Below are 5,167 nucleotides of genomic sequence, written 5' to 3'. Positions count from 1 at the left end.
TTCGCCGGGTCGGTCGGCACGGCGGCACAGCCGGCGCCGAAGTTCTCCATGGCCGGGGCGGCACTCGACGCCATCGGTGCGGGGCTGGTCATGGTGGGTGCGGCCGCCGGCTCGTCGGAGTCGCTGCCGCAGGCGGCCAGCGAGATCGAGAAGAGCGTGGCGGCGGTCAGGGCGGTGAACTTGGTGGCGCGCATGAGATTTCCTCCGGTTTAGGTAGCCTTACACCCTTCATTCGGAACAGGCGTGATGCCGGATGGGTCGAATCTCGGAGCAATCTTGCGAGCGCGGCCGGGCCCGCTCTTCGTACGATCAGCGGTATGGGTGAGGATGCCGCCGACCGCAACGAGCGTCATCGGGCGCGAGCCGAACATCGGGCCCAGGAGCTGCGGGAACGGCTCGAGGAACTGGATCGGCGCCGCCGGGCGGCCGCCACCGGTGGGGAAGCGCTGCGCGGATCGGACGCCGGGCAGGTCCATCGGTCCCGCGAAGCGCTGGAACGGGCCCGGCAGGCGGCGGCCGAGGCGGTCGATTCCGCGGCGGAGGCCCACGAGTCCGCGGCCGAGGCCTACGAGGCGGCGGCTGAAGCCCACGACCGGGCGGCGGCGCTGGACCAGACCCACGCGCACGCCCGCCGCGCGGCCGAACACCGTCAGGCCGCCGAGAAAGACCGTGAAGCGGCGCGGGACCACCCGTAACCCTCAGGAGCCGACGTGGATGCCCGGGCGGCGGGCCTGGTCGGGCTCGTGCTTGCGGATGATCTCGCGGGTGACCGGGGCGGTGTCGCCGCGGCCGAGGAGGAAGTAGCGGACCATGTGGACCAGCGGGCTGCCCTCGGCCCACGCGAAGTAGCAGTGCGGCCGCACGCCGGTGGCGTCCCGCAGCGCCAGCAGGATCGCGGCGATGGCATTGGGCGCGGCCGGCGCCTCGGTCCGCAGGATCCGGTAGCCGTCGACGTCGACGCCCCGCACGACCAGGGTGTCGCTGAACTCCGAGGGGTCGACCACGTCGATCTCGAGGAACAGGATGTCGTTGGACCCGGGCACCGGGTTGTCGCCGCGCTGCTCGCGCTCCTTGAACTGGTACTCGGCCGCGTCGCCGGTCTGCCGCCGGTGGGCGACCAGGTCGAGGGCGCCGTCGAGCTCGATCGAGTCGGTGATGAAGCGGCGGGCCGTCTCGTCGAACTCGATGCTGTCCACGCGCAGCTCGGTCGAGCGGCTGACCCGCGAGATCAGCGAGACGGCGATGATCCCGGCGATGAACAGGCCCGAGATGGCGATGCCGTCCGGCTTCTCGATGATGTTCTCGACCAGCGCGTAGCCCAGGACCAGGGTGAGCAGCGCGAACCCGGTCGTGGCGACGCGCTTGCGGTGGCGGAGGGCCCAGGTCGTGACGGCGAACGCGCCCGACACCATCATGGCCAGGATGCCGGTGGCGTACGCGCCGGCCTGCGCGTTGACGTCGGCGCCGAACGCGATGGTGATGATGACGCTGATCGTGGTGTAGACGAGCACGACCGGGCGCACGGCCCGTCCCCACTCCGGCGCCATGCCGTACCCGGGAAGATAGCGCGGCACGATGTTGACCAGGCCGGCCATCGCTGACGCGCCCGCGAACCACAGAATCAGAATCGTGCTTATGTCGTACGCGGTGCCGATGCCCTCACCGAGCTGTTCGTGCGCGAGCCAGGCCAGGGCCCGGCCGCTGGCCTCGCCGCCCGGCCCGAACTCGTCGGCCGGGATCAGCACGGTGGTGACCAGGCTGGCCGTGAGCAGGTAGACGCTCATGATCAGGGCGGCCGTGGTCAGCAACTTCCGGCTGTTGCGGACGCGGTTCTCCAGGTTCGACGCGGCGACCAGCGGCATCATGCTCACCCCGGTCTCGAAGCCGGAGAGCCCGAGCACGAGCAGCGGAAACGCGACCAGGGCGGGCTGGAACAGGTTCCCGGTCTCCCCGAGCGCGGACGTCCAGGCCGACCACGCGGCGCCATTGTTGATGATCTCGACCAGGCCGGCCCCGATGACCAGCGCGTTGAGCCCGAGGAAGATCGCCACCAGCGGGATCGCGACGCTGACGGCCTCGCTGAAGCCGAGCAGGAAGACGAAGCCGAGCAGCAGGAGCAGCCCCACGGTCAGCGCGACCTCGTGCCCGTGCAGGAACGACGGGAAGAACGGGTTCTCGACCACGTGCACGCTGGCATCGGCGGCCGACAGCGTGATCGTGATCAGCCATGAGGTGGCCACGAACCCGAGCAGCACCAGCACGAACAACTTGCCCTGCCAGAACGGCAGCAGCCGCTCCAGCATCGCCACCGAGCCGGCGCCGTGCGGGCTCTCCCGTGCCACCCGCCGATACATGGGCAGCACCCCGAACAGCGTCAACGCGACGATCAGCAGCGTGGCCAGGGGCGAGACCGCTCCCGCCGCGGCCACGGCGATCGCCGGCACGTAGGCCAGGCTCGAGAAGTAGTCCACCCCGGTCAGGCACATGACCTTCCACCACGAGTGCTGCTCGGCATGCCCCTCCCCGGCCGCCGGCCCGACCGGCTGCACCCGATGCCGCAACAGCCACCCCGCCACCCCCTTCGACGGCGGCGCCTGATGGGCCGGCGAGGCCATGGTCGCGGGCACGGCGTACTCGACCGGCGCGGTTTGCTCGTTCACCGAACCAGGGTGTCCCGCCCACCGCCGTCCGGCATCGGCCCAGGCGTTAATAACGCGTCAAAATCCGCGCCGTCACCGCTGCATCCTCGTGAACGACCCTGGCGTACGCCTCCCACCCCTGCGCACCGTCGAGGCATGACGCTCACTGCCTTCCCTGCGTACGTCGTTGCGCCCCTCTCTCGACCCGGCCGTCCGGCCCGCGACCGCGCGCTGGGCGTCCCGGTCGGATGACGACGCTGGCCGCCACCTACGGCACCCCCGTGCACGTGCTCGACGAGGCCGACGTCCGGGCGCGATGCGCCCTAAGAGGCGTTCGGCCGGGCTGGACTGCTCGATCGGGCATCAGCTCAGCCGGTTCGGCGCGTTCGAGACGTGCCTGCGCGAGGCGATGGGCTCCTGTGCGGTGATCCGGGCCCGCTACCGCACGACCGTGCCCGCACTCAACCTCGGCGGCGGCCACGCAGTCGCCTACGCCGACGGGGACGACGGCTTCGCGGTGGCTGCTCGACTACCTGGTGCGCCACCCCGGAAAGCTGCTGAGCCGCCAGGCCATGCTGAACGAGGGTGTGGGGCCCGCAACACCTGAACGAGAGCAACTACCTTCGCCAGTACATGGCCCGCCCCTGCCACCTGCTCACCGAACCCGGCATGGGCTGCCGCTTCCGCCCCTGAGGGAGGCGGTCAGGCGTTGGCCATCCGCCCGTTCCTGGCCAAGGCATCGAGACGCGCGCCGATCAACCGGTAGAACGCTGTCGGCTGATCGAGCATCGGGAAATGCCCGGCCCCGTCGATCTGGTACATGGAGTCGCGCAGAATGCTCTTCAGATGGGCGACCTCGCTGCGCGAGCCGTGCACGTAAGCGCTCGGTCCCAGCGAGCTGAGGATCCGGGGCAGGTTACGGTGATCGCACCAGTCCACAAGAGACCTGGCCAGCCCGTGCAAGCCGCGCGGATCGCATTGCCGATACCACTGCACCCACTGCTGATGACTGCTGTCCGGCGAGTGCTCGAGCCACTGGACGAAATCGGAGAACCCACGCTCCTTGAAGTCGTCGGCGCTCTGCTCGGCCACGCCCCGGCTGACGAGTCCGCAGTCCGCGGCGACCAGATTGCCTTCCACACTGATGAAGCCGGCGAGGTCGGGCAGCTTCTGCGCGGCGATCGCCCCGATCGCCCCGCCCATGCTGTGACAGACGAGGTACAGATGCCGGCGGTCGAACTCGTCCAGCAGCGCCGTGACGACCTCCGCGGCACTCTCGATGTCGGCGCCGTCGGGTAGGGAACCGGATCCACCGTGCTCGGGGAAGTCGAACGTCAGAAGCGAGTAGCCGGCCAGCGCGTCGGCCGCGAAGGCGCCGTCGAAGCTCTCCTTGGCGCAACCGAAGCCGTGCATGAACACGAGCAGATCATTGCCGCGCTCCAGATACCGGTGGGCTATCCGAACCTTGCCCCCGGGAGCCGGCACCGCCCTCGTCTCGACAGTCACGACAGACTTCAATCCTCACTCGCAGTCGATCTTCCGGGCCGACCGCTCGCCGATCGACCCCACCATCCAACGCGGCACCGGCCCCGGCCGGAACCGGTTGCCCCGAGGTACACCCGGGCGGGTGAAGCCACGGAGTATTGCATAAATCCTTGGCTGATTCGGGCGGGGATCGATGGCCTTTCGACGGCCACACCTGTCCGTTCGGTATAGGCGCGCCAGCTCAGGCCTCAGACGCAGTTCCGCCTCAACCATCATGCGCTCCATATGCAACTCCTACACATGTCGAGGGGGCCGCACAACGGGTACGACGGTATGTCAACACCACCCGCGAATCATGAACTTCTAGATCAATAAGTGACGACCGTGATCTATACCATGAGTGTTCTCCGTGGTACTGTCCGCAGCTATAGGCTGAGAAGCCGCAGTGTCCCCACAATGGGCGCAAGATCGATTTTCAATCCTGTGTCTGCGGTCTCAGCCCGACATATATCTGATGTTGAACTGGCAGCGGATGGAAGCGGACAAGTGACCGTACTCGCTGATGCCTATTCGGCCGCCCGCAGCTTGGGCGATCACCCCCAGGATCACGGCTGGCGCGAGCTGTACCGATTGTTCGCCTACGGTCTCGAGCGGGAGGCTCCCGACCTCGGCAACACCGTGACGACGTCCCGCAAGACGCGGTCGGAGTGCAGCTTCACCCACCTGATGACGCTTCTCGGCATAGCAGTGAAGAAGGTCGGTCCAGCCTCCTTCGACGGGTTGATCGACCCTCGGATCCCGCCCGCGCAGCGCCTCGAGGCTCTTGAGATCACGTTGCGGGACAAGGGCGGCGACATCACCGAGATCCTCACGTGCCGGCAGAACTCGTTCACCGCCGCTCGGCGCTTCCTGGTCGTGCAGATCATCCTGGGCGCCTACTTCCACGGCAGTACGGGGCCAGTGGTCGGCGAATTCAGGCGGTCGAAGCATTTGCCTCTACGAGTTCGGCGAATATCTCGGAGGGCTTCTTCCAATCGAAGATC

At 68.3% G+C, this 5,167-nt stretch carries 5 protein-coding genes and 1 pseudogene; 3 read left to right on the top strand and 3 right to left on the bottom strand.

Features of this window, described 5'->3' with window-relative positions; all coding sequences use genetic code 11:
* Positions 1–194, bottom strand: a pseudogene (locus tag M1L60_RS46585) (fasciclin domain-containing protein); the annotation flags it as partial.
* A gap of 123 nt (positions 195–317) precedes the next feature.
* Between M1L60_RS46585 and M1L60_RS46580 the strand changes: the two are divergent.
* A complete protein-coding gene (locus M1L60_RS46580; RefSeq protein WP_253244057.1) occupies positions 318–695 on the top strand; it encodes a hypothetical protein in 378 nt (125 codons plus the stop codon).
* Between the two features lie 3 nt (positions 696–698).
* On the opposite strand, the gene M1L60_RS46575 is transcribed toward M1L60_RS46580, so the two are convergent.
* On the bottom strand, positions 699–2,615 hold the full coding sequence (locus M1L60_RS46575) for an APC family permease (RefSeq protein WP_253244058.1): 1,917 nt from the start codon (positions 2,613–2,615) through the stop codon (positions 699–701).
* Between the two features lie 340 nt (positions 2,616–2,955).
* Between M1L60_RS46575 and M1L60_RS46570 the strand changes: the two genes are divergently transcribed.
* The gene (locus tag M1L60_RS46570) at positions 2,956–3,246 is read left to right on the top strand and encodes a hypothetical protein (protein ID WP_253244056.1); all 291 of its coding nucleotides are present in this window, start codon (positions 2,956–2,958) and stop codon (positions 3,244–3,246) included.
* A gap of 95 nt (positions 3,247–3,341) precedes the next feature.
* On the opposite strand, the gene M1L60_RS46565 is transcribed toward M1L60_RS46570, so the two are convergent.
* Positions 3,342–4,145 carry an alpha/beta fold hydrolase gene (locus M1L60_RS46565; RefSeq protein ID WP_253244055.1) on the bottom strand — a complete coding sequence of 268 codons (804 nt, stop codon included), beginning with the start codon at positions 4,143–4,145 and terminating at the stop codon, positions 3,342–3,344.
* A 462-nt stretch (positions 4,146–4,607) separates the two neighbouring features.
* On the opposite strand from M1L60_RS46565, the gene M1L60_RS46560 reads away from it, so the two are divergent.
* Positions 4,608–5,167 (top strand): hypothetical protein (locus tag M1L60_RS46560; RefSeq protein ID WP_253244054.1); only part of this gene is annotated, 560 nt, incomplete at its 3' end.

Origin of the sequence: Paractinoplanes aksuensis (assembly GCF_024137025.1) — a bacterium.
GTDB lineage: Bacteria > Actinomycetota > Actinomycetes > Mycobacteriales > Micromonosporaceae > Actinoplanes > Actinoplanes aksuensis.
This window is presented reverse-complemented; position numbering and strand designations above follow the sequence as displayed.